Below are 23,863 nucleotides of genomic sequence, written 5' to 3' on the forward strand. Positions count from 1 at the left end.
TCAGCGCGGGACGCGTGCCCGCGCCACGTGGCCGATGCGTCCCGGCGTGAGCCCGTCACTGCGCCCGGCGCACCACCGCGCCGCCAGCTCGCGGGGGCCGAGGTCCTCGACCAAGAAGAGGCCCACCGCCGCCAGCTCGCGCGCGAGCGTCGTCGGGTCGAAGCCGGAGACCCAGGGCTCGCCCGCCGCCGCCAGGCGCGCGCGCTGCGCCTCGAGCGCCGGCGGCCGGGCGTCGAGCACGCGCTGGTCGGTGTAGGTGAAGACGAGCTCGCTGCCGCCCGCCGCCGCGGTCGCGACGCCGCGGAGCGTGGCGAGGTTGGCGTCGCGCGGGAGGTAGATCGTGACGCCGAGCCAGGAGAAGAACGCCGGCACCGTCGCCGAGAAGCCGCAGCGGCCGAGCACGGCGGCGAGCGGCTCGCGGGCGAGGTCGGCGGCGACGAAGCGCACGTTCGCCGGCACGTCGGCGTCGCAGGCGGCGAGACGCTCGCGTTTCGCCGCCTGGGTCGCGGGATGATCGATCTCGAAGATGGCCAGCCCGCGCGCGAACCCGGGCTGGCGCACGCAGAAGCTGTCGAAGCCGGCGCCGACGAGGACGTACTGTCCGGCGCCGCGAGCGACGGCGTCGGCGAGCGCGTCCTCGGCGACGCGCGAGCGCAGGACGACGCCGCCGTAGGTCGGGTGGCGCGGCAGGGTGGCGTCGAGGATCGCGTCGACGTCGTCGAGGGCCGCGAGCCGGGCGTGGACGTCCGGGGTGGCGGCGTCGAGGATGCGGCGCGCGAGCTCGGCCTGCTCCTCGGCCGACACGAGCCGTGCGGCCCAGGGGTCGTCGACGAGCGGCGGCCGTGCCGTGCGCCGGTGCACGGCGCGCATGAGCGCGGCCACCAGCGCGGTGCGGCTCGCGCCGTCGCCGGTCATGTCGCCGTGCCCCGGGGGCCCATGGCGAAGGGGCTACACAGTTACTGGACGTCTGACAAATAAGTCCGGCGGCGCTCAGGCCTGGCCCGGGCCTGCTCCGGTCGCCTGAGCCAGGGCCAGCATGGCGGCGCGCAGGGGCGCGGGGACGTCGGCGTCGGGGTGCCGGAACCAGAGCGCGTCGGCGGTCCGTACGGCGCGCGACAGCTCGCCGGCGTGGACGAGCGCCTCGATGCACGCGACGTGGTCCACCGGCGCGCCGCCGTTGTGCGCCGCCCACTCGAGCCGCTCGACCGCGCGCACGATCTCGCCGCGCGCGAGCGCGACCGCGCCGAGGATGCCGCTGCGGTCCGGCTCGCGCACGTACGCCGTCTGCGCGAGGCGCTCGGCCTCGGCGAGATACGCGCGCTCGAGGACGCGGAGGGCGGGAACGGTCTCGGCTCCGGGACGCACGCTCTCGGCGAGCTGGCACCAGGCGCGGGCGAGCGTGGTGTGGCGATCGCCCCGAGGGGCGGCGGCGGACGCGCCGTCGAGCACCGTGGCGGCGCGGTGTCGCGCGCAATGCGCAGCCAGGACCGCGGCGCGGCCGGCGTCGGCCAGGCGGAGGCGCCGGCGATCGTCGGCGAGGAGCCCGCGGATCGCGGCGACCGCACTCGCGACGCCGCCCGGCGGATAGGTGAGGCAGTGGGTGCCGTCGGTGAACAGGTCGCCGAGCCCGTTGGCTGCCCGCTCGGTGACGAGGGCCGCGCCGCACGCCATCGCCTCGAAGACGCGGAAGTTAAGCGCCTGGCTCTCGGTATGGTTCAGCACGGTGCGGCTGGCGGCGTAGCCCGCGAGGCGCTCGCCGCCGCCGACGACGAGCGGCACCCGTTCGGCGACCGCGGCGAGGAACGGCGCCCGGGTCGGGTGGGTCGCGGCGTCGAGCGTGCCGACGAAGGTGGCGTCGAGCGCGCGCACCAGCGTCGGCGCCGGCAGCGTGTCGGGCGCCCAGCAGGGGAGCCAGGTTGCGTGTCCGGCACCGGCGTCCGCGAAGGTGGCGAGGCTGTCCTGCTGCGCGACGAACACCGCCTCGCAGGCCGCGCCGAGCGGCGCCTGCCAGTGCTCGTGCTGGTGCGTCGCGACCGCGACGAGGGCGACGGGGCAGGGCGCCTCCTCGAGCCCCAGGACGGTGAGCGGCTGGCCGTCGTCGGCGACGACCAGCAGGTCGGGCGTCCAGGGCAGGTCGGCGAGCAGGTCGCCGAGCCGGATCGGCGCCAGCGGCAGCGGCCGGTCGCAGTCGGCGTGCGGGCCGCACGCGACGACGTCGTGCTCGCGTCGCCAATGGGCGCGGAAGAGCGGGGCATGGAGGAGGACGATGCGCATCGTGGCAGCCCACAGCAGAAGGCGTGCCGCTCGCGCGCTCCCGCGGCGCCGCGATCGAGGCCCGGCGGTTCTTGCCGATCGGCAACCGGGCGGGTCAGGCACGCAGCCGCGCGGGCGCCGGGGAGAGCGCGTGCCGGATCGCGGTGCGCCGGAAGTGCACGGACGCGAGCACGCGCCGCGGGGCCCTTCGGGGTCTTTCCCCGCCGCCCCGGATGGCGTAGCGAAGCCGCCCGAAAGGAGACCGCCATGCTCGCCGTCCTGCTAGCGATCCTGCTCCTCCTGCCCGCAGTCGCCCATGCCGACGAGATCACCGTGAAGGGCGATACGCTGAAGGGAACGGTGAAGTCCCTCACCGGCGAAGACGTCGAGTTCGAGACGGTCTACGGGAAGGGGACGCTCAGCATTCCGTACGCGGACGTCGAGCGGCTCGACACGGAGGGGGCGTACCGGGTCTTCCACGGCGGCGGCGAGACGAGGGGACGCCTCACCGGCGTCGAGGACGGGGCCGTCGTGCTGACGACCGCGGACGGCACGACCGAGCGCATCGCGACCGCCAGCATCGACGAGGTCTACAGCGAACAGGACATCGCCGACTCGTTCGCGACCCGATTGCACGCCGACCTCCCGTACTGGAGCGCCGAGGCGAGCACGGGCCTCAGCCTGACGCGCGCCCGCGTCGACACGACGGCGTACGCGGCGGGCTTCCGCGCCGAGCGCAAGCGCGCGCCCACGCGCTTCCTCGTCGTCGGCGACTACACCTACAGCACGCAGAAGGAGGAGGGGCAGGACAGCACGAAGCTCACCGACGACGCCGCGGGCCAGGTGCGCTTCGAGTACGACTTCGCCCAGGACTGGTTCGCCTACGGCAACGGCACGGCCGAGTACGACGCCATCCAGCGCCTCTCCATCCGCGGCGTGCCCGAGGCCGGTCTCGGCTATCGGCTCTACGAGACGAAGGACTCGTTCTGGTCCGTCTACGGCGGCGGCGCCTGGGTCTACGAGCGCTACTTCGACGGCACGCACAACGACTATGCGTCGGTCGTGTTCGGCACCGAGACCGAGCTCGCGCTGCCCTACGACGCGACCTTCCGCGCCGGCGCCACCTATCTCCCGGCGCTCGACGACTGGCAGAACGACTACCTGATCCGCTCGTACGCCTCGCTCTCGGTGCCGGTGTGGAAGATGATCGCGATGAAGGCGTCGCTGGTCGACGACTACGACAGCACGCCGGCGCCCGACACGCCGCCGAACTCGCTGTCGCTGCTGCTGGGGCTGGCGCTGACGTTCTGATTGACTCCGTGCGACGACGGCGCTGTAACCGGCGCGGATGGGCTCGCCCCAGCGCTACAGCGTCGTCGTCGCCAAGGACTATCTCAAGTTCGCCGCGGCGCACTTCATCTGCCAGCCCGGATTCCGCGAGCCGCTGCACGGTCACAACTATCAGGTCTCGGTGCGGGTCGAGGCGGATCTCGGCGCCGACGGCTACGTGCTCGACTTCGGCGTCGTGAAGCGCGTCGCGAAGGCGCTCTGCGAGGAACTGGACGAGCGCATGCTGGTGCCGCTCGAGAGCGACGCGCTCAGCGTCGAGGTGGGCGAGACGCACGTCGCGCTCACCACGCACGACGGCCACCGCTTCGAGTTCCCCCGCATCGACTGTGCGCTGCTGCCCATCGTGCACAGCTCGGCGGAGGAGCTGGCGGCGTATCTCCTCGGGCGGCTGCGGGGCGCGCTCGCCGAGGCCGCCGGCGGGCGCGGCATCGTCGCGCTGGAGGTCGGCGTCGCCGAGGCGCCGGGCCAGGTGGCGTACTGCCGGGAGGCGTTCTGAGGCGCATCGTCGGCGCGCTGGCGCTGGCCGGCGTGCTCGCTGGGTGTGGCGGCGGCGGGTCGAGCATCCCCGACGCGACCTCGCCCGGCGCCCAGGTGCTGCTCACCCGCTGCGGGCAGTGTCACGGCATCCACAGCCCCGGCAGCATGACGATCGGCATGTGGGACTATCAGCTCGAGCGCATGCGTGGCATCTTCGCGCAGCGCGGGATGCCGTGGCTGTCGGCCGAGGACGAGCAGGCGCTGCGCGCGTATCTCACCGCGCACGCCGGGACCCGGTGAACGAAGGGAGGCCCGTGATGTCCGAGCCCGATGCGCTGACGATGCCGCTGGTGGACGCGATGACGACCCAGCGCGCCATCCGGCGTCTCAAGCCCGATCCGGTGGACGACGCGCTGATCCTGCGGCTCGTCGAGCTGGCGCTGAAGGCGCCCTCGGGCTCGAACGCGCAGAACTGGGAATTCGTCGTCGTGAAGGACCCTGCCGTGAAGGCGCGGCTCGCGAAGTACAACCGCGGCGCCTGGGCCATCTACGGCGGCCTCGGCAAGCGGCTCTACGCCGCCGACGAGAAGATGCAGGGCATCCTGCGTGCCGTGCAGTGGCAGGCCGATCACTTCGAGGAGGTGCCGGTGGTCGTGGTCGCGTGCCTGAAGGCCGTGATCCCGTGGTTCCCGCGCATCGCCGTCTCGAGCCTCTACGGCTCGATCTTCCCGTCGGTGCAGAATCTCCTGCTCGCCGCGCGCGCGGCGAATCTCGGCGCGGCGCTCATCACGCTGCCGCTGTGGAGCACCTTCCTCGCGCGGCGCGCGCTCGGCCTGCCGTGGAACGTGACGCCCGTCGCCGTCGTGCCGCTCGGCTGGCCGCGCGGCCGCTACGGTCCGACGACGCGCCGTCCGGTCGGCGAGGTCGTGCATCTAGACCGCTGGGGAAACCGACCGTTCATGCGCTCGTGACCGAGGTCGCATCGCACGCGGCGCGCGAAGCTGCTAGGACCATCGCCGCATGCCGCCCCGCCCGGCACGCGGAACTCGCCTGCAAGCCGAAGCGCCGGCCAAGACGACGCTGCGTGCGCTCCTCGCGCACAACGCCCCTCGGCTCGGCCTGACCCCGCCCGCGATCGAAGAGGTCGTCCGCCAGTCGCAGATCACGTACTGGCGCGCCGGGCAGCAGCTCTTCGCTCAGGGCGACGCCCACGACCTCGCCAGCTTTCTCGTCGCCGGCGCCGTCCGCGTCATGTGCCAGGGCCACGGCGACCTCCCCGTCGCCGTCCAGCTCGTCCGCCCCGGCCACTTCTTCGGCCTCGCCTCGCTCTTCGACCCGCCGGGCCCGCGCCTGTTCGGCGCCATCGCCCACGTCGACGCCGTGGTCGCGGTCCTGAGCCAGGACACGCTCCTCAAGATCCTGAGCACGCTCCCGCCCGGCCGTGCCCTCCAGCTCATGGCCTACAGCTGGCGCGTCCTCTCCCGCCTCCTCTACGAGAAGTGCCTCCAGCTCACGATGCCCCTCCAGGAGCGCGTCCTGCACGAGCTCGCCGCTCTGGCCCACGACTTCGGCAGACCACACCCCGACGGCGTCCTCATCGACCTGCCGCTGTCGCAGGCCGACCTGGCGGAGATGGTGGTGGGGTCGCGGGCGAAGGTGAACCGCTGCCTGTCCGCGCTGCGCGCGGCGGGCCAGGTGACGATGGCGGGGCGACGCATCGTCTGCACGCGGCGCTTCCCGGTGCGCCTGGACGGGCGCGTCGTGGTGGGGCGCCGGCGCGGGGCGGAGGGGTGACGGTGCGGTGACTCGAGAGGGCGGCGATGTCCCGGCGGCGAGTGCCGTGCGGGCCTGCGCGGCTCTCGTGTCGCCATGGGCGCCGGGTGCTCCTCACCCTCCCGCCATCGCCCCCACCACCAGATACGGCTCCCTGCCCTCCGCCACCGCCGCCGGCAGCGGCTGGTCGATCCCCGTGTGCGACAGGTCCTCCTCGCACGCGAAGAAGCGCACGAACGGGCGGCGGCGCAGCGTCGCCCGGTCGCGGATGGTTCCCCGCAGCATCGGGTAGGCCGCTTCCAGCGCGTCCAGCAGCGTGCGCTGGGTGACGGGGCCGGTCACCGCGACCGTCACGTCGCCGTCGACGCGCGCCAGCGTGCGCAGGTGGGCGGGGAGGACGACGCGGATCACGGCAGCGTCTGCGCCTCCACCGACAGCACCGCCGGCAGGTCGCGGACGACGGCCTCCCAGGCGTCGCCGCCGTCGGGCGAAGCGTAGACCTGGCCGCCCGTGGTGCCGAAGTAGATGCCGCAGGGGGGCGAGGCGGTCGACCGACATCGCGTCGCGCAGGACGCTCACGAAGCAGCTCTGCTGCGGGAGGCCGTTCGTGAGCGGCTCCCACGCGTCGCCGCCGGAGCGGCTGCGATAGACGCGCAGCCTGCCCTCGGGCGGGTCGTGCTCCGAGTCGCTCGTGATCGGGACGACGTAGATCGTCTCCGGCTCGTGGGCGTGGACGTCGATGGGGAAGCCGAAGTCGCTGGGGAGGCTGCCGCTGACCTCGCGCCAGGTCGCGCCGGCGTCGTCGCTGCGCGTGACGTCCCAGTGCTTCTGCATGAAGAGCACGCCGGGGCGCGACGCGTGGAAGGCGAGACGGTGGACGCAGTGGCCGACCTCGGCGTCCGGGTCGGGGATGCCTTCGGAGCGGAGGCCGCGGTTGATCGGGCGCCACGTGGTGCCGCCGTCGTCGCTGCGGAACACGCCGGCCGAGGAGATGGCGACGTAGAGGCGCGCCGGGTCGCGCGGGTCGAGCAGGATCGTGTGCAGGCAGAGGCCGCCGGCGTCGGGCTGCCAGCTCGTCGAACGGGCCGGGGGGAAATCGACAGGGTCAGGCGAAGGCCGACGCGATCCGATAGGTGACGAAGCTCGCCGTCCAGGCGAGCGCCAGCATGTAGGAGAAGGCCAGCGCGGGCCAGCGCCAGCTGCCGGTCTCGCGAGCCATGACCACCACCGTCGACGTGCATTGCAGGGCGAAGACGAAGAAGACGAGCAGGGCGTACGCCGTCGGCGCGCCGAACGCCCCCGGCGCGCCGCGTGCGCGCTCTGCCTGCAGCGCCTGGCGAAGGCCGTCGTAATCCTCGTTGCCGCCGGCGTAGATCTGCGCCAGCGTCGAGACCATCACCTCGCGCGCGGCCAGGCTCGCGACGAGGCCGATGCCGATGCGCCAATCGAAGCCGAGCGGCGCGATGGCGGGCTCGATCGCGCGGCCGACGTGGGCGGCGGCGCTGGCCTCGATGTCGGCGTGCGCCTGCGCCGCCGGCGTGCGCGTCGGGTCGGGCGGCGCCTTCGGGTAGTTGATGAGCACCCACAGCACGACGGACGCGGCGAAGATGATGGTCCCGGCCCGCCGGATGAACGCCCACAGACTCTGCCAGACCTGATGGCCGAGCAGCCGCGCCGTCGGCATGCGGTACGGCGGCAGCTCCATGTAGAACGTCGCCGGCCGCCCGCGCAGGAGCGTCGATTTGAGCAGCGCCGCCGACACCAGCGCCGTGGTCGCGCCGAGGAGATAGAGCCCGAGCATCACGAGCCCCTGGAGCCCGATCGGGCCCCACACCGTCGTCGCCGGGACGAACGCCGCGATCAGCAGCGTGTAGACGGGGAGGCGCGCCGAGCAGGTCATGAACGGCGCGACCAGGATCGTCGCGATGCGGTCGCGCGGCTCGGCGATCGTGCGCGTCGCCATGATGCCGGGCACCGCGCAGGCGAAGCAGGAGAGGAGCGGCACGAAGCTGCGGCCCTGGAGGCCGACCCAGCCCATCAAGCGGTCGACGACGAAGGCCGCGCGCGCCATGTAGCCCACGTCCTGGAGCAGGTGGATCAGCACGAACAGGATGAGCAGCTGCGGCAGGAAGACGAGCACCGAGCCGACGCCGGCCAGCACGCCCTCGGCGACGAGATCCGCGATCCAGCTCGCCGGCAGGGCGTCGCGCACGGCGTGTCCCAGGCCCGTGAACGTCGCGTCGATCGCGTCCATCGCCGGCACCGCCCACGTGAAGACGCTCTGGAAGAGCAGGATCATGACGACGGCGAAGACGAGGAGGCCGCCGACGGGGTGGAGCAGTACGTCGTCGATGCGCTGGGTGCGCGTATCGGGGACGAGGTCGCTGACGCCGAGCTCGGCGCACACGGCGTCGATCCACGCGAAGCGCTCGGGGACCGTGGCGACGGCCGGCGGCCGCGTGCTGCGCGTCCACTGCTCGGGATGCTGGAGCATGCGCCGTACGGTGGGAATGCCCACGCCGCGATGCCCGACGACGCCGACGACCGGGATGCCGAGCCGCGCGGCGAGCCGCTCGGGCTCGAGATGCCCGCCGCGGGCACGCTCCTCGTCGATCATCGTGAGGACGAGCATCGCCGGGATCGGGCGCGCGAGCACCTCGAGCACGACGGAGAGGCCGCGGCGCAGCGTGGTCGCGTCGGCGACGACGAGGACGGCGTCGGGGCGGGCTTCGCCCGGATAGGTGCCGGCGAGGACGTCGCCGACGATGCGCTCGTCGGGCGTCTCGCCGCGCAGCGCGTACGTGCCGGGCAGGTCGAGCAGCGCGACGTCGCGCGCGGCGTCGCGCAGCCGCGCCTCGCGGCGCTCGACGGTGACGCCGGCATAGTTGCCGACGCGGGCGCGGGAGCCGGTGAGGGCGTTGAACAGCGTCGTCTTGCCGGCGTTCGGCGAGCCGACGAGCGCGATGCGCAGGGGACGCAGCGGCTCCGGGGCGATGACGGGCGCGCTGCTCATGACGGGGCGTCCTCGGTCGCCGCGCGGAGCGTGGCGGCGTCGGCGCGACGGATGCAGACGCGGTAGCCGCGCAGATCGACCTCGATGGGATCCCCGAGCGGCGCCCGGCGCACGACCTCGACCACGGTCCCCGGCACGAAGCCCAGCTCCTCCAGACGCGGCGGTACGCGCTCGTGGCCGTGCGCGCAGACGCGTGCCCGGCGGCCCGCAGGGAGCCGGTCGAGAGGCACGCAGCGCCGGGGATCGTCGGTCATCGTCGAGCCGGCCCATCCGGGATCGGCGGGCCGTTCAGAATCCATAGCCGCGGGGCATGCGGGGCGCGAATGCCGGGCTCGATCCGCATGGACCGCCCGGAGGCCGTCGTATAGCGTCGCCGCCCATGGCCGACGCGGACGCGCTCCTCGCCGAGCTGAACGCGCCGGTGCGGCGCTCGTTCTGCGTCCTGCCCTGGATCCATCGCTTCACGAACCTGGGCGGCGAGGTGCAGCTGTGCTGCACCGCCGAGGACCAGCCCGGCAGCCACCTCGTGACCGACGACGGCACGCCGATCCGCGTCGGCGACGCCCTCGGCGAGGACGCGATCGCCAACTGCGCCTCGCTGCGGCGGGTGCGCCGCGCGATGCTCGCCGGCGAGTGGCCCGACGCCTGCGCGCGCTGCCTCGCGGCCGAGCGCGCCGGCAGCCCGAGCCGCCGCACGCACGAGAACGCGCTCCATGCCGCCGACATCCCGCGCCTCCTCGCCGAGACCACGGCCGACGGCGTTGCCCCGGTGCGCGTCACGTCGCGCGACTACCGCTTCGGCAACCTCTGCAACCTGCGTTGCCGGATGTGCCACCCGCGCGCGAGCCTCCCGCTCCTGCCCGAGTTCGTCGCCGCCCGGCCGGGCGAGTTCAGCGACGCCGAGCTGGAGGCGACCCGCCACTACGCGTGGTTTCGTACGCCGGGGTTCTGGGACGACTTCCGCCGCCATTGCCGCACGCTGGGCCACCTGCACTTCGCCGGGGGCGAGCCGCTCGTCATCCCCGAGGTGGCGCGCGCGCTCGACGTCTGCATCGAGGAGGGGTGCGCGTCGCGCATCGTGCTCACGTTCAACACCAACGCGACGAAGCTGCCGCGCGCCATGCTCGAGCGCTGGCCGCACTTCCGCGGCGTGGTACTGGCGCTCAGCCTCGACGGCGTGGGCGCCGTGAACGACTACATCCGGCATCCGGCTCGTTGGGCGACGATCGAGCGCAACCTGCGCGTGATCGACGACGAGCATGCGCGTCTCAACGTCACCGCTGCCTGGGTGAATACCACGGTGCAGGTGTACAACCTGCTGGGGCTCCCCGACCTGGTGAAATATCTCCATGCCGGGTTCCGCTTCATCCATCCGATTCCGTCGTTGGCGCCGCTCACGTCGCCCGAGTACTTCGACGTGCGCATCCTCCCACGCGCCCTGAAGCGCGAGGCCACGCGCCGCCTGACGGCGCTGCGCGCCGAGCTGGCCGGGCGCGGTACGGAGGCTCCCGAGCAGATCGACGGCATCCTCGCCCACCTCCACGGCCGCCGGGCGTCGCCGCTGCGCTGTGCCGACTTCCGCCGCGTCACCGCCGCCTTCGATCGGCTCCGCGGCCAGACCCTGTCCGACGTGGCGCCGGAGCTGACGCCGCTGATGGCGCCCGACGGACTCTCCGCGACCGCAGCCCGTTTCGTCGAGCAGGGGCGCAACCGCCTCGGCCGCAGCGCGGCGGTGCGGCACGTGCGCGCGCTCGTCGCGCGGTCCGGGCTCCCGCTCCGCTCGTGACGCGCGGCGCGTCCCGCGCTCGGCTGCCCCCGGGGGATCGCCTGCCGCCCGCCGAGCCGATCCGACGCACTGTGCCCGTGGGCACAGCGGGTCCGCCGCGCGCTGCGCCGGCGGTCACGCGACCCCGTTCCGGGGGGGCGGTCGCGTCGGTAGACCCGTCGCATGGACGACGTCACCGGGCGGCTGCGGGCCCTCATCGCAGCGAAGCTGGAAGCGGATCCGGCCGGCATCCGCGAGGACACCGACCTCGTGACCGAGCTCGGCGCGGACTCGCTCGCCATCGTCGAGCTGATGATGGCGGTGGAGGAGGAGATGGGCATCCGCGTCGACGAGGAGGCGGCGGACCGCGTGCGCACCTTCGGCGACGCGGTGGCGCTCGTGCGCAGCAGCGCGGCGGCCTGACGGCATGCCGGCGGCGGCCGTCCTCGGCACCGGTGCGGCGTTGCCCGAGCGCGTCGTGTCCAACCGCGAGCTGCTCGCGCGGCTGGGCACCACCGACGAGTGGATCGTCGCGCGCACCGGCATCCGCACGCGGCGCCGGGCGGCGGCCGGCGAGGCGACGTCGGACCTCGCGCGCGCGGCGGCCGCGGCGGCGCTGTACGACGCGGGCGTCGCGGCGTCGAGCGTCGATCTGATCGTGGTCGCGACGGCGACGGGCGATCACCCGATGCCGTCGACGGCCTGCCTGCTGCAGGCGGCGCTCGGCGCCGAGCGCGCGGCGGCCTTCGATCTGAACGCCGCGTGCTCGGGCTTCGTCTACGGGTTGGCGCTTGCCGACCAGGCGATCGCGGCCGGCACGGCGCGCCGCGTGCTGCTGGTCGGCGCCGACACGCTCGCGCACCTCGTCGATCCCGACGACCGCGACACCGCGGTCCTCTTCGGAGACGGCGCCGGCGCCGTGGTGCTCGGGCGCGGCGGCGGCGTGCGCGCGGTGCATCTCGGCGCCGACGGCCGCGGCGCCATGGACCTCGTCGTGCCGGCGGGCGGCAGCCGCCGCCCGGTCGACGCGGCGGCGCTGCTGGAGCGCGCGCACACGATGCGCATGCACGGGCGCGACGTCTTCCGCGGTGCCGTGCGTGCGATGAGCGACGGGCTCGCCGTCGCGCTGCACCAGGCCGGCTGTCGCCCGCGCGACCTGCGGCTCGTGATCGCCCACCAGGCGAACGTGCGCATCCTGCGCGCGGTCGCGGAGCGGCTCGACCTGCCGCTCGAGGCGTTCTGGAACGACCTCGCCGAGCTCGGCAACACGGGCGCGGCGTCGATCCCGATCGCGCTGGCGCGGGCCGCCGCGGCCGGCGCGCTGCGCGACGGCGATCTCGTCGGCCTCACGGCCGCCGGGGCGGGGCTCACGTGGGGCGCAGCCGTGCTGCGCTGGGGAGTGGACGGATGAGCCGCACGGTGGTGGTGACCGGGCTCGGGCTGGTGACGCCGCTCGGCGTCGGGGTGGAGGCCACGTGGGCCGCGCTGCTCGCGGGCGTGTCGGGTATCGGGCCGGTGACGCGTTTCGACGCGTCCGAGCTGCCGTGCCGCGTCGCCGGCGAGGTGCGCGACTTCGATCCCGGCCAATGGATCACGGGCCGCGAGCAGCGGCGCATGGACCGCTTCATCACGCTCGCCGTCGCGGCGGCGATGGAGGCGGCGCTGCACGCGCGCCTCGTGGTCCGCGACGCGATCGCGCCGCGCGTCGGCGTCGCCATCGGCGTCGGGCTGGGCGGGCTTCCCGTCATCGAGGCGTCGCATCGTGCGCTGCTCGCCGGCGGGCCGCGGCGGGTGTCGCCGTACTTCATCCCCGCCGTCATCGGGAACCTCGCGCCGGGGCAGGTGGCGATGCGGCTCGGCGCGCGCGGGCCGAACCTCACGACCACGACCGCGTGCGCCTCCGGCGCGCACGCGATCGGCGAAGCGTTCGAGATGATCGCCGCCGACCGCGCCGACGTCATGCTCGCGGGCGGCGCCGAGGCGGCGATCACGCCGCTCGCGATGGCGGGCTTCGCGACCATGCAGGCGCTGTCACGCTGGGACGGGCCGGCGGCCGAGGCGTCGCGGCCGTTCGAGAAGCGGCGCTCGGGCTTCGTCATGGGCGAGGGCGCGGGCGTCCTCGTGCTCGAGGACGAGGAGCACGCGCGCCGCCGCGGGGCGAAGATCCTGGCACGGCTCCGCGGCTACGGCGCCAGCGCCGACGCGTTCCACCTGACCCAGCCGCCCGACGACGGCGCCGGCGCGCAGCAGGCGATCCGCCAGGCGCTCGCCCGCGCCCGGCTCGCGCCGGAGGCGGTGCAGCACGTCAACGCCCACGGCACCGGCACGCCGCAGGGCGACGTCGCCGAGACGCGCGCCCTGCGGGCCGTCTTCGGCCGCCACGCCGACGCGCTCCTCGTGAGCGCGACCAAGGGCTCTACCGGCCACCTGCTCGGCGCGGCGGGCGCGGTCGAGGCGGCGTTCACGGTGCTCGCGTTGCGCGACCAGACGGCGCCGCCGACGGCGCACCTCGACGAGCCCGACCCGGCCTGCGACCTCGACTACGTGCCGCATCGCGCGCGGCGGGCGCCGATCGAGGTCGCGCTGTCCACCTCGTTCGGCTTCGGCGGCACCAATGCGGCCCTGCTCCTGGAGCGCCCGGCGGGGAGCGCATGATGCGCACGTGCGTGCATTGCGTGATCGCGCGCGTCGTGCGGCTCGAAGCCGTCGCCGGCGGCTCCGATATCCGCGTCGGGCACGGGCCGCCGGTGACGCTGCCGCACGCCGGTGGGGCGATCTTCCGCGCCCTGCGGGCGCTCGTGCGCGAGGCACGCGCCGCGGGCGACGGGCCGATCAAGCTGCGCATCCTCGACATGCCGGGCTGGAGCCGCGTCGAGATCACGGCGACGGTGCGCGTCGGGCGCGGGGCGCGCGTGCTCGGACGGGCCTTCGACCGCCACGTCGCCGGCACGCTCGAGGGCGGCTTCCTGGAAGGGCTCGCATGAGCGGGCTCCTCGCCGGGCGTTGCGGGCTCGTCGTCGGCGTCGCCACCGAGCGCTCCTACGCCTGGCACATCGCGCGCGCGCTCCAGGCGCAGGGGGCGCAGCTGGGCTTCGCGGTGCTGCCGGGCGAGCGCGCGGTGGCGCGTGCGACGGCTGCGGTCGCCGCGCTCGGCGCGCCGGCGGCGCTGATCCAGCCGTGCGACGTCCGCAGCGACGCCGACCTCGACGTGCTCTTCGCCGCCTGGGACGCCGCGTTCCCGCGCCTCGACTTCGTCGTGCACTCGATCGCCTTCGCCGACCGCGAGTGGCTCGCGGCCGGGCGCTTCACGGCGACGCCGCGCGCCGCCTTCCACGACGCGCTCGACGTCTCGAGCTACAGCCTCGTCGCACTCGCCCAGCGCGCGCGCCCGCGCCTCGCGGTGCAGGGCGGGGCGATCGTCGCGATGAGCTATCTCGGCGGCGAGCGCGTGCTGCCGGGCTACAACGTGATGGGCGTCGCGAAGGCGGCGCTCGAGTGTGCCATGCGCTACCTCGCCGCCGAGCTGGGCGCCGACCGCATCCGCGTCTCGTGCGTCTCGGGCGGGGCCTTCCGTACGACGGCGGCGATGGGCATCGGCGGGTTCCGCACGCTGTTCGACCACGGCGTCGCGGTCGCGCCGCTGCGCCGCGGCGTGACCGGCGACGACGTCGGCGGCACGGTGGCGTTCCTGGTGTCCGATCTGGGCGCGGGAATCACCGGCGAGGTGGTGCACGTCGACTGCGGCCTGCACGCGCTCGGCCCGGTGCCCGCCGACCCCCAAACGCGCGTTTGACCCCCGAAGGCCGGGCGGTCTATCCGTCCCGCCCATGCACCTCGACCTCACCCCGGAGCAGCGGAAGCTCCGCGACGAGATCCGCGAGTATTTCCGCGGCTTCGTCACCCCCGAGTACGAAGCGGAGATCGCCGCGACCGAGGGCGGCGGGCCGCTCTACACGAAGGCGCTCCAGAAGATGGGGGCCGACGGCTGGCTCGGCGTCGGCTGGCCGAAGGAGTACGGCGGGCAGGGGCGCACGCCGATCGAGCAGTTCCTGTTCTTCGACGAGGCGTGGCGCGCCAACGTGCTGCTGCCGACGCTGACGATCATGTCCGTCAGCCCGATGATCATGCAGCACGGCTCGGAGGAGCAGAAGAAGTTCTTCCTCCCGAAGGCGCTCGCCGGCGAGATCCACTTCTGCATCGGCTACACCGAGCCGGGCGCGGGCACGGACCTCGCCTCGCTGCGCACCAAAGCCGTGCGCGACGGCGACGAGTGGGTGATCAACGGCTCGAAGCTGTTCACGAGCCAGGCGCAGTACGCCGACTACGTCTGGCTCGCGGCGCGCACGGATCCCAACGCCAAGAAGCACGATGGCATCTCGATGTTCCTCGTCCCGACCAGCAGCCCGGGCTTCAAGCGCACGCCGTTGCCGACGATGGGCGACGTCACGACCAACGCCACCTTCTACGAGGACGTGCGCGTGCCGGCGAACGCGCTCGTCGGCCCCGAGAACGGCGGCTGGTGGCTCATCGTCGGCCAGCTGAACCACGAGCGCGTGTCGCTGATCCCGGTCGGTCCGACGGATCGCCTGCTCGAGGACGTCACCGCGTGGGCGCGCCGGACCGAGCTGCCCGGCGGAACCCGCGTCATCGACCTGCCCTTCGTGCAGCACAATCTGGCGCGCGTGCGCGCGGGCGTCGAGGTGCTGCGGCTCCTCAACTGGCGGCAGGCGTGGAACCTGACGCGCGGCGAGATGAACTACGCCGAGGCGTCGACGGTGAAGGTCTTCGGCAGCGAGATGTACGTCCAGGCCTACCGCCTCCTCATGGAGGTGCTGGGGCAGGCGGGGGCGATCAAGGCCGGCTCGCCCGAGTCCGTGATCCAGGGGCGGCTCGAGCGCATGTATCGCGCCATCCTCATCATGACCTTCGGCGCCGGCACCAACGAGGTGCAGCGCGAGATCATCGCGATGGGCGGCCTCGGCCTGCCGCGCGCACGCTGAACGGAGACGCGACCATGGATTTCGGATTCTCGGAAGAGCAGACCGCGCTGCGCGACCTCGCCAAGCAGATCCTCGACGACCACTGCAGCCACGAGAAGCTGAAGGTGATCGAGCGCGACCCCGACTGGTTCGCGCACGACGCCTGGAGCGCGCTCGGGCAGGCGAGCCTGCTCGGCGTCGCGATCCCCGAGTCGTGCGGCGGCAGCGGGCTCGGCTTCACCGAGCTGGCGCTGCTGCTCGAGCAGGTGGGCGCGTCGGTGGCGCCGGTGCCGGCGTGGGGCACGCTCGTCCTCGGCGCGCTGCCGATCGCCGCCTTCGGTACGCCGGCGCAGCAGGAGCGCCTGCTGGCGCCGCTCGCCAAGGGCACCGGCTTCGTCACGACCGCGCTCACCGAGCTGCCGGCGGAGGACCCGCTGCACCCCGGAACGACCGCGACGCGCGACGGCGGCGGCTGGCGCCTCGAGGGCGTGAAGGACTGCGTGCCCGCCGTGAACCTCGGCGCGACCATGCTGATCCCCGCCCGCACGGGCGAGGAGACCGTCGGCCTCTTCCTCGTCCGCCCCGACGCCAACGGCGTGAAGACGACGGCGCAGATCGCGACCAACAAGGAGGTGCTCGCCGAGGTGCGTCTCGCCGACGTCCGCGTCGGCGCCGACGACGTGCTCGGCGATCCCACCCGCGGCCGCGACATCCTCGCCTGGCTGCTGCCGCGCGCGGTGGCGGGGCTGTGCGCGATCACGCTCGGCGTCGTCGAGCGGGCGCTGCGGATCACGGCACGGTACACCACCGAGCGCAAGCAGTTCGACCGCCCCATCGGCAGCTTCCAGGCCGTACACCAGCGCGTCGGCGACGCCTGGATCGACGTCGAGTCGATCCGCCTGACGGCGTGGCAGGCGGTGTGGCGGCTCGAGCAGGGTCTGCCGGCCGACGACGAGGTGACGATCGCCAAGTACCTCGCCGGCGAGGCGGGGCACCGCGTGGTGTACGCGGCCCAGCATCTGCACGGCGGCATCGGAACCGATGTGGACTATCCGATCCACCGCTACTATCTGTGGCAACGTGCGCTGGAGCTCACGCTCGGGAGCGGCTCGCGTCACCTGGCCCGTCTCGGCTCGGCGCTCGCGGCGGCCTGACCCGAGGGGGCCGTCCGGGCGTTCCGGGAGGTCCCCATGATCAAGCTGGTGTTCTGCCTGCGCCGCCTGCCGCACCTCTCGCGCGCGGAGTTCCAGCGCTACTGGCTGCACCAGCACGGGCCGCTCGTGCGTGCCCACGCGACGGCGCTGCGCGTTCGCCGCTACGTCCAGCTCCACACCGCCGACACGCCGCTCAACGCGGCGATCGCCGCCAGCCGCGGCGCGCCGGCGGAGTACGACGGCGTCGCCGAGCTGTGGTGGGAGAGCGCCGACGACCTCGCCGCCGCGCTGGCCTCGCCCGAGGGCCGTGCGGGCAGCCTCGCGCTGCTCGAGGACGAGCGCCGCTTCATCGACCTCGCCCGCTCGCCGCTGTGGCTCGCCGAGGAGCACGCGGTGGTGCCGTCGTGAGCGTGCCCGTGCGGCTGGTCGTCTGGTCCGACTTCCTCTGCCCGTGGTGCTGGGTGGCGGCGACGCGGCTGTGGCGCGTGGTCGACGCGCAGGAGGGGCGCATCGAGCTGGTGTGGAAGAGCTTCCTCTTGCGCCCGCAGCCCGATCCGAGCCGCACGTTGGAGAAGTTCCGCGCCTACACGCAGACGTGGGCACGGCCGGCCGCCGAGCCCGACGCGCCGCCGTTCCGCGTCTGGGAGGGCGACGCCGGTCCACCGTCGCACAGCGTGCCGCCGCATCTGGTCGCCAAGGCGGCGGCGCTGCTCGGCCCCGCGGTCGAGCGGGCCGTGCGCGCGCGGCTCTTCGAGGCCTACTTCGCGCAGAACCACGACGTGACGCACGCCGAGACGCTGGTCGGCATCTGGGACGGGCTCGACCTGCCGCGCGCGGCGTTCGCACGCGCGGGCGACGAGGCGATCCTCGAGGCCGTCGTCGCGGAGCACAACGAGGCCGTGGCGCTGGGGCTCTCGGGCGTGCCGGCGGTGATGCTCGAGGGCGGCGACACGGCGGTGCCCGGCGCGCTGCCGTACGAGACCTACGCCGCCTGGGTCCGACGCCTGCTCGCGGCGTGAGCGCCGGTTGCACCGGCGACGGCCGGATGGGAAGTCGAGGCGCATGAGCCTCGCGGGCGGATGCTTCTGCGGCGCCGTGCGCTATCTCGCCGGCGGCACGCCGTTCGACGTCACGCACTGCCACTGCCGCGACTGCCGGCGCGTCGCGGGCGCGCCGTTCGTCACCTGGTTCAGCGTGCGTGCGGGCGAGCTGCGCGTCGACGGCACGCCCGTGCGGCTCGCCTCGTCGGCCGACGTCGAGCGCACGTTCTGCGGCCGCTGCGGCACCCCGCTCACCTGGCGGCGCCGCGGCCACGACGCGATCGACGTCACCGCCGCGAGCCTCGACGACCCCGCCGCCGTGACGCCCGCGGACCACACCTGGACGGGTCAGCAGCTGCCCTGGATCTGCCTCGGCGACGGCCTCCCGCGCCACGAGCGCACGCGCCCGGCGGTGGTGGCGTGAGCGGCTACTGCGCCGTGGCCCCGGGCCATCCGTTCCACGGCCCGTACCACGACCGCGAGTACGGCTTCCCGGTGCGCGACGAGACCGCGCTCTTCGAGCGTCTGGTGCTCGAGATCAACCAGGCGGGCCTCTCGTGGCTGACGGTCCTGCAGAAGCGCGAGGCGTTCCGGAAGGCGTACGACGGCTTCGACGTCGACAAGGTGGCGCGCTACGGCACGCACCAGAAGGCGCGCCTGCTGCGCGACGCAGGCATCGTGCGCAACAAGCTGAAGGTCGACGCCGCGGTGGAGAACGCCCGCCGCATCCGTGCGCTGCGCGCCTCGCACGGCTCGTTCGCCGACTGGCTCGACGCGCATCACCCGCGCGACCGGGGCGATTGGGTGGCGCTGTTCAAGAAGACGTTCCAGTTCACCGGCGGCGAGATCACCGGCGAGTTCCTGCTCAGCACCGGCTACCTGCGGGGCGCGCACGCCGAGAGCTGCCCCGTCCACGCGAAGATCCTGCGCGCGAAGCCGCCGTGGATGCGCCGCTGAGGCTCCCGCGCCAGGTCGAGAGCGACGCGCGCGCCGACGTGGTGCGCGCCGCGCTGGGCGCCGGCACGACGCGCCTGTGGGCGGGCGGTCGGGAGCGCGCCGCGCTGCGCGCTCGCGCCCGGGCTGGAATGCGGCGCTGCGCGCGGCCGCGCGCGCCGGCCAGCTGCGCTGCGGGCTGGAAGGCGCCGAGACGCGGCTCGCCGCCGAGCGTGCCGGCCTCGGCCCCGATCCCGCGCCGCGCGTCTCGCGGCTGCTCGTCTGCTCGAACGACGGCGCGGAGCGCTTCTACCGCACCGTCGAGCGCCTCGTGCGCACGCATGCGCCGCGTGTGCTGGCCCTCGTGGTCGACGCCGACGCCGCAGCGCTCGGCAGCGCGTGCTTCGGCCGCGAGGCGACGGCGCGGGCGGTGCTCGTCGAGCACCGCGACGCGGTCGCGGCGGCGCTGTTCGCGCTTGCCACGCCCGCGCCGCCTGCGTAAGCCGCGGACATGGTCGCGCCCACGCCGGTCGAGTTCTGGTTCGAGTTCGCCAGCACGTACTCCTATCCCGCGGCCATGCGCATCGAGGCGGCGGCCGCTTCGGCGGGCGTGCCGCTGCGCTGGCGGCCGTTCCTGCTCGGCCCGATCTTCAAGGCGCAGGGTTGGAGCGACTCGCCGTTCAACATCTACGAGGCGAAGGGGCGCTACATGTGGCGCGACCTCGCCCGCATCTGCGCGCGCCAGGGGCTCTGCCTGACGGCGCCGTCGCGCTTCCCGCGCAACGGGCTGCTCGCGGCGCGCGTCGCCGCCTTCGGCGAGGACGCGCCCTGGCTGCCGGCGTTCGTGCGCGGCGTCTATACGGCGAACTTCGCCGACGACCGCGAGATATCCGAGCCCGCTGTGCTGGCCGAGCTCCTGCGCGCGGTCGGCCTCGACCCGGCCTCGACGCTCGCCGCCGCCCAGGAGGCGCCGGTGAAGGACCACCTGCGCGCGCGTACCGACGAGGCCATCGCCCGGGGCGTGTTCGGTGCACCGGCGCTCCTCGTGGGCGACGAGCTCTTCTGGGGCAACGACCGCATCGAGGACGCGCTCGCGTGGGCGACCCGGCACGAATTGCCGTCGGTGCGATGATCCCTGCCGGGCGGTGCCGCGCGCGGCGCCCGGATTCCCGGGCCCGGCCGCTGGCATCGTGCGTGCAGCGGTCTCGGGCATGGTGTGGTGGAAGCGGAGCCCGTACGGGCCGATGGCGGCCGGGGCCGCGGGGCTCGTCGGGGTGGGGGTGGTCGCCGGGGCGACCGGATTTCTCGAGCCGGCGTCGTTCCTGATCACGGTGATCGGCCCGCTGGGCGTCCTGCTGGCGACCTATGGCCGCGAGCGGATCGGCACGGCGTGGCAGGACCTGCGCGACGCGCTCGCGCCGGCCGCCGACGTCGACGTGCTCGTCCAGCGGCTGAAGGCGCTCGGGCGCCTGCATCGCGTCGAGGGCACGCCGGCGCTCGAGCAGGCGGTGGGCCGCGTCGACGACGCCGTCGTGCGCCACGCCTTCACGACCGCGCTCGAGCTCGAGAGCGAGCCGGTGCAGCGCGCGGCGCTGCGCGCCGCCATGCGCCGCGACCTCGCCGAGATCGAGCACGCGCGCCAGGTGCTGGCGACGCTCGGAAAGCTCTTCCCCGCCTTCGGCCTGATCGGCACCCTCATCGGTCTCGCGCTCCTGCTGCGCAACCTCGGCGGCACCAACGTCGCCGCCATCGGCCCCGGCCTCGCGATCGCGGTGATGACGACGCTCTACGGCGCCGTGCTCGCGAACGTCGTCGTGCTGCCGCTCGCCACCAAGCTCGGCACGCACGTCGCGCGCGAGGCGCTGCGCCGCGAGCTGATCGTCGAGGGCGTGCTGCTCGTCATGGCCGGCGAGTACCCGAGCCAGATCGAGCGCGTGCTGCGCGCCCACGCGAAGCTGCCGCCCGCGCCGCGTCCCGTGCCGCAGGAGGTCCGGACGAGCCGTGCGGCCTGACCTCGCGGAGCCGCTGATCGCGCCGCCGGCCGTCGAGGCCGACGACACCGCGTGGCTGATCACGTTCAGCGACCTCGTGCTCCAGCTCTTCGGCTTCGTGCTCCTGTGGGCGGTGCTGAGCGTGGGGGCGAAGGCGAGCGCGCCGGCGCCGCCGGCGGTCGTCGCCGCGGCGTCGGCGCCGCGTCCCGCGCCGCTGCCGGAGGCGCGGCGCACGTGGGTAGCCGGCGCGGCGCCGTACGCACCGGCCGAGGCCCGGAGGCGCCGCCGCCGGTGAACGCGGGCGAGGCGCCGCCGCCGGCAGGCGCGGCGGCGGCCTCGTCGCGACGGAGCCGCAGGGTCGCCGTCGCCGTGCCGGCGGCGGCCGCGCCGGCGGCGGACGCACCGGCGCCGGATGTGACGATCGCCGCGGCGGCCGATGCGCTCACTGCGCTCGCGGGCGGCTCCGAGGCGATGGCCGTCACGCGCGGCGATGCCGACGTCGTCCTCACGCTCGGCGAGGCCGTGAGCTTCGCGCCCGGCGGCACCGACCTGGCGCCCGGAGCCGAGCCGATCCTGGCCGGCCTGCGGCGGATCGCGGAGGCGATGGGCGACCTCCGCATCGAGGTCGTCGGCCACACCGACGACCGTCCCATCCGCTCGCCACGCTATCCGTCGAACCTCGAGCTGTCGCTCGCGCGCGCCGCGCGCGTGGCGCACGAGCTGGCGGCCGGCGACGCCGCGCTCGGCGCGCGCATCGTCGCGAGCGGGCGGGGACCGTACTGGCCCGTCGCCTCGAACGACGACGCGAGCGGACGGGCCCGCAACCGCCGCGTCGAGATCCGCCTGCGCCCGGCGTCCTGAGCCGCGGAGCCGTTCGCGACCGCGGCCGTCGTGCTCGCCGCCGGCAACGCGGCGACGGGCAGCGACCCGAACGTGTCGGGCAGCCGCGGGCGACGGCCGCGGGTGCCGGCGGATTCGCCGTCCGGCGGCGGCTTGAACGGCCCGCCCAAACCGTATTCTCTCGCGCCGATGAACGCCCTCGAAGAAGGCACCACGCTGAGGCTCGACTGGGAGAAGCTCCGCAAGATCGCCGACCGCGACCTCCACGTGGTGCCCGTCGTCCTGCAGGACGCCGATCGGGGCGATGTCCTCTTCATCGGCTACGCCAACGAGCTGGCGCTGCGCGAGACGTTCGAGACCAGGCGCGCCGTCCTGTGGTCCACCTCGCGCAACGAGCTCTGGCGCAAGGGCGAGACCTCGGGCGACGTGCTCGAGCTGGTCGAGGTGCGGGTGAACTGCGAGCAGAACTCGCTACTCTATCGCGTGCGCCCGGTGCGGGGCGGCGTCTGCCACACCAACGATCCCGAGACCGGCGCGGCGCGCGGCGGATGCTACTACCGTCGCGTGCTGTCCGACGCCGATCTGGAATTCGTCTGAGTCGCGTCGCGCCGGGCGCCGCCCGCGACGCCCGGCGTCGACGTTCGGATCGCAGCAGGCGCCAAGGCGAAATCGAATGATTCGCCTCGGCGCTACGCGTGCGCCGCTCCATCTGCCGTCTCGGCACCCGTATCGTGCGCTGTGAGCACCCGAGCGGTTGACGGCTGCGGGCGATGTCCATAACCCAATCATCGCACCGCTTCGCTTCGGGTCCTTCTCCGCCGGCACCCCACGCAGACGTGCGGCGATGCGGATGCTCGCGACGATCGAGGGTACCGACGAGATGCGGCGGCGAAGCGACCATGCGGAACCGGGCGAGAGCCTTCCGCGTCCGACGCGGCCGTACGCTGCCCGCTGCAAGCCCGTACCGCTCTCCCCGACGCTCCTCCTCCTGCTCCAGAAGGTCTCCCGGACGCGGGAGCAGCAGGTACGCAAGATCGTCGCGCGTTGTCGCCGTCTCTACCCGCACTACCGGGCGCTCTCGGGCGCCGCGCTCGAGGGCCTGCGGGAGAACGTTCGCTACGCCGTCGCCGGCTTCTACGGCCGCGTGTTCGTCGACGGCCGGCCCGCGACGGCGGCGGAGCTGGAGCCGACGCTCCGCATGGCGCGGCTGCGGGTGGCGCAGGGCGTCCCGCTCGACGCCATGATCGGATGCTACCAGGTAGGCTTGACCGCGCTCTGGGACGACCTCATCGAAAGCGCCCGGTCGGAGCCGACCGTGTGGCTCGATCTCCTGCGGCGGGTCTCGATCAGCCTCGCGAGCCAGACGCGTCTCATCACGGCGGTGACGGAGGCGTACGTCGCCGAGCGCGAGCGCCTGCTGCACTCGCGCGGGCAGGCGCTCGACGAGTTCATGCGGCTCCTCCCGGCGGAGGACGCGCCGCTGGGGGTGGTAGAGGCACGGGCACGTCTCCTCGAGCTGCGGCTCGAGTCGCCCCGGGTGGCGGCGTTCTTTGCGCCCGCCCGATCGGCCGCGGTCGACGGAGTCGGCATCACGACCGAGACGCTGCGGAGCCTGCTCGCCCGCGATCGGTCGGCCGACGATCTCGTCGTGGGACGGATCCAGGAGGGCATCCTGGCGCTCCTCCCGCTGCGAGCGGACCATACGCCGCCGCTCGACGACGTCGCCGGATTCCTGCGCAAGCACGGATGGCGCGCGGGGATCGGCGGCCCGGCGACCGGCGCCGAAGGTCTGCGCCGATCGGCGCGCGAGGCGCAGCGCGCGCTCGAGCTGGGCTCCCTCCTGGGAACGGAGAACCCGGTCTGCCGCTACGCCGACCTCCTGCTCCTCGACCTCGTCGACATCGGCTCCCCGCGTGCGACGGCGTTCATGCAGCGCGTGCTCGGCCGGCTCGCCACCGCGGAAGCGGGCGACACGCATCGCACGACGCTGCGCGCCGTATGCCGGCACGGCTTCCACTTGAAGCTGGCGGCGGCCGCGCTGGGGATCCATCCCAACACCATGTCGTATCGCCTGGGGCAGATACGCCAGCGCTTCGGGCTCGATCTCGAAGACCCGGAGACGCGCGTGCGGCTCCACGTGGCCCTGCAGATCCTCGAGGCCACGCCTGCGCACGACGACGCGCGCGCCCGCACGCGCCGGCGGCGGATACGTCCACGGAGCGTTGTGAGCCGCCCACAGATCCGGCGCCGCGCTTTGCCCAGAGAATCGCATTGAGCGGCGTCGGAGGGCGTCAG

29 protein-coding genes and 1 pseudogene are annotated in these 23,863 nt (G+C 74.2%); 24 read left to right on the forward strand and 6 right to left on the reverse strand.

The window, feature by feature from the left end:
- Positions 1-915, reverse strand: a complete 915-nt coding sequence (locus tag KIT14_17035; GenBank protein ID MCW5892228.1) for a class I SAM-dependent methyltransferase — start codon at positions 913-915, stop codon at positions 1-3.
- A gap of 75 nt (positions 916-990) precedes the next feature.
- Positions 991-2,274: a glycosyltransferase family 1 protein gene (locus KIT14_17040; protein MCW5892229.1), complete on the reverse strand. Its 1,284-nt coding sequence runs from the start codon at positions 2,272-2,274 to the stop codon at positions 991-993.
- 246 nt (positions 2,275-2,520) lie between these two features.
- Between KIT14_17040 and KIT14_17045 the strand changes: the two genes are divergently transcribed.
- The 5 genes from KIT14_17045 to KIT14_17065 are packed head-to-tail and all read left to right on the forward strand — an operon-like array spanning position 2,521 to position 5,874.
- On the forward strand, positions 2,521-3,564 hold the full coding sequence (locus KIT14_17045; GenBank protein MCW5892230.1) for a DUF481 domain-containing protein: 1,044 nt from the start codon (positions 2,521-2,523) through the stop codon (positions 3,562-3,564).
- Positions 3,565-3,601: 37 nt separating this feature from the next.
- A complete protein-coding gene (locus KIT14_17050; protein MCW5892231.1) occupies positions 3,602-4,099 on the forward strand; it encodes a 6-carboxytetrahydropterin synthase in 498 nt (165 codons plus the stop codon).
- Positions 4,100-4,131: 32 nt separating this feature from the next.
- The gene (locus tag KIT14_17055) at positions 4,132-4,380 is read left to right on the forward strand and encodes a hypothetical protein (GenBank protein ID MCW5892232.1); all 249 of its coding nucleotides are present in this window, start codon (positions 4,132-4,134) and stop codon (positions 4,378-4,380) included.
- A gap of 41 nt (positions 4,381-4,421) precedes the next feature.
- Entirely contained in the window at positions 4,422-5,051 is a 630-nt protein-coding gene (locus KIT14_17060; protein ID MCW5892233.1) for a nitroreductase family protein, read from the forward strand.
- A 49-nt stretch (positions 5,052-5,100) separates the two neighbouring features.
- A complete protein-coding gene (locus KIT14_17065; GenBank protein MCW5892234.1) occupies positions 5,101-5,874 on the forward strand; it encodes a Crp/Fnr family transcriptional regulator in 774 nt (257 codons plus the stop codon).
- A 93-nt stretch (positions 5,875-5,967) separates the two neighbouring features.
- On the opposite strand, the gene KIT14_17070 is transcribed toward KIT14_17065, so the two are convergent.
- From KIT14_17070 to KIT14_17085, 4 genes and pseudogenes are all read right to left on the reverse strand, one after another.
- Positions 5,968-6,264 (reverse strand): MoaD/ThiS family protein, encoded by a 297-nt coding sequence (locus tag KIT14_17070; protein MCW5892235.1) that lies wholly within the window; start codon positions 6,262-6,264, stop codon positions 5,968-5,970.
- Positions 6,261-6,924 (reverse strand): annotated as a pseudogene (locus KIT14_17075) (exo-alpha-sialidase). The gene KIT14_17070 and the pseudogene KIT14_17075 overlap by 4 nt, the downstream one beginning before the upstream one ends.
- Before the next feature lie 34 nt (positions 6,925-6,958).
- On the reverse strand, positions 6,959-8,866 hold the full coding sequence (locus KIT14_17080; protein ID MCW5892236.1) for a ferrous iron transporter B: 1,908 nt from the start codon (positions 8,864-8,866) through the stop codon (positions 6,959-6,961).
- Complete coding sequence (locus tag KIT14_17085; GenBank protein MCW5892237.1) at positions 8,863-9,120, reverse strand: ferrous iron transport protein A; 258 nt, start codon at positions 9,118-9,120, stop codon at positions 8,863-8,865. The genes KIT14_17080 and KIT14_17085 overlap by 4 nt, the downstream gene beginning before the upstream one ends.
- 125 nt (positions 9,121-9,245) lie before the next feature.
- Here KIT14_17085 and KIT14_17090 point away from each other — a divergent pair, with 125 nt between their 5' ends.
- From KIT14_17090 to KIT14_17180, 19 genes are all read left to right on the forward strand, one after another.
- Complete coding sequence (locus KIT14_17090) at positions 9,246-10,652, forward strand: radical SAM protein (GenBank protein MCW5892238.1); 1,407 nt, start codon at positions 9,246-9,248, stop codon at positions 10,650-10,652.
- Positions 10,653-10,814: 162 nt separating this feature from the next.
- Positions 10,815-11,054 (forward strand): acyl carrier protein, encoded by a 240-nt coding sequence (locus tag KIT14_17095; protein MCW5892239.1) that lies wholly within the window; start codon positions 10,815-10,817, stop codon positions 11,052-11,054.
- A 4-nt stretch (positions 11,055-11,058) separates the two neighbouring features.
- Entirely contained in the window at positions 11,059-12,042 is a 984-nt protein-coding gene (locus tag KIT14_17100; protein MCW5892240.1) for a ketoacyl-ACP synthase III, read from the forward strand.
- Positions 12,039-13,286 carry a beta-ketoacyl-ACP synthase II gene (gene fabF / locus KIT14_17105; protein MCW5892241.1) on the forward strand — a complete coding sequence of 416 codons (1,248 nt, stop codon included), beginning with the start codon at positions 12,039-12,041 and terminating at the stop codon, positions 13,284-13,286. Before KIT14_17100 ends, fabF begins: the two co-directional genes overlap by 4 nt.
- Positions 13,283-13,615: a hypothetical protein gene (locus KIT14_17110; GenBank protein MCW5892242.1), complete on the forward strand. Its 333-nt coding sequence runs from the start codon at positions 13,283-13,285 to the stop codon at positions 13,613-13,615. Before fabF ends, KIT14_17110 begins: the two co-directional genes overlap by 4 nt.
- Positions 13,612-14,424, forward strand: a complete 813-nt coding sequence (locus KIT14_17115; protein ID MCW5892243.1) for an SDR family oxidoreductase — start codon at positions 13,612-13,614, stop codon at positions 14,422-14,424. Before KIT14_17110 ends, KIT14_17115 begins: the two co-directional genes overlap by 4 nt.
- 34 nt (positions 14,425-14,458) lie before the next feature.
- Positions 14,459-15,631: an acyl-CoA dehydrogenase family protein gene (locus tag KIT14_17120; protein MCW5892244.1), complete on the forward strand. Its 1,173-nt coding sequence runs from the start codon at positions 14,459-14,461 to the stop codon at positions 15,629-15,631.
- 14 nt (positions 15,632-15,645) lie between these two features.
- Complete coding sequence (locus tag KIT14_17125) at positions 15,646-16,764, forward strand: acyl-CoA/acyl-ACP dehydrogenase (protein MCW5892245.1); 1,119 nt, start codon at positions 15,646-15,648, stop codon at positions 16,762-16,764.
- A gap of 36 nt (positions 16,765-16,800) precedes the next feature.
- A complete protein-coding gene (locus KIT14_17130; GenBank protein MCW5892246.1) occupies positions 16,801-17,172 on the forward strand; it encodes an EthD domain-containing protein in 372 nt (123 codons plus the stop codon).
- Positions 17,169-17,783, forward strand: coding sequence for a DsbA family protein (locus KIT14_17135; protein ID MCW5892247.1), 615 nt, complete (start codon positions 17,169-17,171; stop codon positions 17,781-17,783). The genes KIT14_17130 and KIT14_17135 overlap by 4 nt, the downstream gene beginning before the upstream one ends.
- 43 nt (positions 17,784-17,826) lie before the next feature.
- Positions 17,827-18,228, forward strand: a complete 402-nt coding sequence (locus KIT14_17140) for a GFA family protein (protein ID MCW5892248.1) — start codon at positions 17,827-17,829, stop codon at positions 18,226-18,228.
- Entirely contained in the window at positions 18,225-18,761 is a 537-nt protein-coding gene (locus KIT14_17145; protein MCW5892249.1) for a DNA-3-methyladenine glycosylase I, read from the forward strand. Before KIT14_17140 ends, KIT14_17145 begins: the two co-directional genes overlap by 4 nt.
- 76 nt (positions 18,762-18,837) lie before the next feature.
- Positions 18,838-19,239, forward strand: a complete 402-nt coding sequence (locus KIT14_17150) for a hypothetical protein (GenBank protein MCW5892250.1) — start codon at positions 18,838-18,840, stop codon at positions 19,237-19,239.
- 9 nt (positions 19,240-19,248) lie between these two features.
- Positions 19,249-19,869: a 2-hydroxychromene-2-carboxylate isomerase gene (locus KIT14_17155; GenBank protein ID MCW5892251.1), complete on the forward strand. Its 621-nt coding sequence runs from the start codon at positions 19,249-19,251 to the stop codon at positions 19,867-19,869.
- Between the two features lie 58 nt (positions 19,870-19,927).
- Entirely contained in the window at positions 19,928-20,749 is an 822-nt protein-coding gene (locus KIT14_17160; protein MCW5892252.1) for a MotA/TolQ/ExbB proton channel family protein, read from the forward strand.
- Positions 20,739-21,023, forward strand: a complete 285-nt coding sequence (locus KIT14_17165; GenBank protein ID MCW5892253.1) for a flagellar motor protein MotB — start codon at positions 20,739-20,741, stop codon at positions 21,021-21,023. Before KIT14_17160 ends, KIT14_17165 begins: the two co-directional genes overlap by 11 nt.
- Entirely contained in the window at positions 21,020-21,589 is a 570-nt protein-coding gene (locus KIT14_17170) for an OmpA family protein (protein ID MCW5892254.1), read from the forward strand. Before KIT14_17165 ends, KIT14_17170 begins: the two co-directional genes overlap by 4 nt.
- A gap of 168 nt (positions 21,590-21,757) precedes the next feature.
- Positions 21,758-22,165: a phosphoribosyl-AMP cyclohydrolase gene (locus tag KIT14_17175; protein ID MCW5892255.1), complete on the forward strand. Its 408-nt coding sequence runs from the start codon at positions 21,758-21,760 to the stop codon at positions 22,163-22,165.
- 247 nt (positions 22,166-22,412) lie between these two features.
- Entirely contained in the window at positions 22,413-23,843 is a 1,431-nt protein-coding gene (locus KIT14_17180; GenBank protein MCW5892256.1) for a helix-turn-helix domain-containing protein, read from the forward strand.
- Positions 23,844-23,863 lie beyond the last annotated feature (20 nt).

This window comes from bacterium, assembly GCA_026129405.1.
GTDB lineage: Bacteria > Desulfobacterota > Binatia > DP-6 > DP-6 > JAHCID01.

Bases quoted from the DNA above. Each gene is read 5' to 3' on its own strand.
- KIT14_17040 (MCW5892229.1), bottom strand. From the start codon at position 2,274: ATGCGCATCGTCCTCCTCCATGCCCCGCTCTTCCGCGCCCATTGGCGA.
- fabF (MCW5892241.1), top strand. From the start codon at position 12,039: ATGAGCCGCACGGTGGTGGTGACCGGGCTCGGGCTGGTGACGCCGCTC.
- KIT14_17125 (MCW5892245.1), top strand. From the start codon at position 15,646: ATGGATTTCGGATTCTCGGAAGAGCAGACCGCGCTGCGCGACCTCGCC.
- KIT14_17080 (MCW5892236.1), bottom strand. From the start codon at position 8,866: ATGAGCAGCGCGCCCGTCATCGCCCCGGAGCCGCTGCGTCCCCTGCGC.
- KIT14_17110 (MCW5892242.1), top strand. From the start codon at position 13,283: ATGATGCGCACGTGCGTGCATTGCGTGATCGCGCGCGTCGTGCGGCTC.
- KIT14_17035 (MCW5892228.1), bottom strand. From the start codon at position 915: ATGACCGGCGACGGCGCGAGCCGCACCGCGCTGGTGGCCGCGCTCATG.
- KIT14_17115 (MCW5892243.1), top strand. From the start codon at position 13,612: ATGAGCGGGCTCCTCGCCGGGCGTTGCGGGCTCGTCGTCGGCGTCGCC.
- KIT14_17085 (MCW5892237.1), bottom strand. From the start codon at position 9,120: ATGACCGACGATCCCCGGCGCTGCGTGCCTCTCGACCGGCTCCCTGCG.
- KIT14_17090 (MCW5892238.1), top strand. From the start codon at position 9,246: ATGGCCGACGCGGACGCGCTCCTCGCCGAGCTGAACGCGCCGGTGCGG.
- KIT14_17155 (MCW5892251.1), top strand. From the start codon at position 19,249: ATGGTCGCGCCCACGCCGGTCGAGTTCTGGTTCGAGTTCGCCAGCACG.
- KIT14_17060 (MCW5892233.1), top strand. From the start codon at position 4,422: ATGCCGCTGGTGGACGCGATGACGACCCAGCGCGCCATCCGGCGTCTC.
- KIT14_17050 (MCW5892231.1), top strand. From the start codon at position 3,602: ATGGGCTCGCCCCAGCGCTACAGCGTCGTCGTCGCCAAGGACTATCTC.
- KIT14_17045 (MCW5892230.1), top strand. From the start codon at position 2,521: ATGCTCGCCGTCCTGCTAGCGATCCTGCTCCTCCTGCCCGCAGTCGCC.
- KIT14_17175 (MCW5892255.1), top strand. From the start codon at position 21,758: ATGAACGCCCTCGAAGAAGGCACCACGCTGAGGCTCGACTGGGAGAAG.
- KIT14_17180 (MCW5892256.1), top strand. From the start codon at position 22,413: ATGCGGATGCTCGCGACGATCGAGGGTACCGACGAGATGCGGCGGCGA.
- KIT14_17130 (MCW5892246.1), top strand. From the start codon at position 16,801: ATGATCAAGCTGGTGTTCTGCCTGCGCCGCCTGCCGCACCTCTCGCGC.
- KIT14_17120 (MCW5892244.1), top strand. From the start codon at position 14,459: ATGCACCTCGACCTCACCCCGGAGCAGCGGAAGCTCCGCGACGAGATC.
- KIT14_17140 (MCW5892248.1), top strand. From the start codon at position 17,827: ATGAGCCTCGCGGGCGGATGCTTCTGCGGCGCCGTGCGCTATCTCGCC.
- KIT14_17065 (MCW5892234.1), top strand. From the start codon at position 5,101: ATGCCGCCCCGCCCGGCACGCGGAACTCGCCTGCAAGCCGAAGCGCCG.
- KIT14_17095 (MCW5892239.1), top strand. From the start codon at position 10,815: ATGGACGACGTCACCGGGCGGCTGCGGGCCCTCATCGCAGCGAAGCTG.
- KIT14_17100 (MCW5892240.1), top strand. From the start codon at position 11,059: ATGCCGGCGGCGGCCGTCCTCGGCACCGGTGCGGCGTTGCCCGAGCGC.